Origin of the sequence: Coprococcus intestinihominis (genome assembly GCF_040096555.1) — a bacterium.
Lineage (GTDB): Bacteria > Bacillota > Clostridia > Lachnospirales > Lachnospiraceae > Coprococcus_A > Coprococcus_A intestinihominis.
On sequence record NZ_JBBMEK010000481.1, the window covers coordinates 1 to 966 of the forward strand.

Genomic DNA, 966 nt, shown 5'->3' on the forward strand with positions numbered 1-966 from the left:
AGCATTATCTATTGCGCCGAAAATAAGATCATCGAAACCGAGTGTTAAGCTGTGGCTGATTCCATAAATACCAGCCATGGAAATATCTATTCCTGTAGCGCCAGTATCGCCCATATCCCACTGACCATCGGCATAATATTTTTCGTGGCTGCGAAAACCTTGAGAGATTGATTGAATTCCAGCTTCACCAATGGCTGAATATATATTTAATGCACTCCAAGGGCCTGCTTTTATTTCTGACAAACTTTTAACGTCTCCAATGTGTTTCAATGCATAGCCAGATTTAATTACTGACAACATATCTTTTCCGCAATCTACATAGTCAGCTACAATGCTTTGCCATTGCTTATTGTCCAATCCATTGCTTGCAGATAGGATAGAAGCAGTTAAACCTAAAAATCCTGCTGACAACCCTAAAACTTTTACATTTTTTTGCGCAACATCTCCAAAGAATCCTGTCTTTAACCCCTTATACATATCGCAAAAATAGTCATATAAGCCTGTCCATACGCCAATACTAGAATCAGCAAGATTGCACCAGTCGCTTGCCCCAGTAAGTCCCTTTTTATCTCCTGAAAAGAAAGTTGTAAAACTCTCGAAGTATGATATTACATCTTCTAAAACTCCCGCTTCATCAACATCTCCCCACTTATCAGTTCCTCTCAATAGAGTTTTTACAGTAGAGAGAAGATCTTTTTCTTCATCTGTATCAAAAACTATTTCGCTTATTCTATCTTTCCAATTTGCAAATGGATTGCCCCCTGGCCCCAGGATGACAGCTACATTAGGGTCAACCCTTATAGAAGAGATGTAGTCAATTAAATTTGTTTTTTTATATTCATCTAATTTAACGTATTCGTTAAGGGCATCTTCAATAAATCGTTGATAGGTGGTGCTAGAATATAAATAGTACAAGCCAAAATGAGAAATTCCAAATACACATAAGCATGATACAATAGAGGCATG

General features: G+C 37.6%; 1 protein-coding gene. It reads right to left on the reverse strand.

Annotation, left to right across the window (positions count from 1 at the left end):
• Window positions 1-915, reverse strand: a 915-nt coding sequence (locus tag WMO25_RS18360) for a hypothetical protein (protein ID WP_349086686.1), incomplete at its 3' end; no start/stop codon positions are given.
• Between the last annotated feature and the right edge of the window lie 51 nt (window positions 916-966).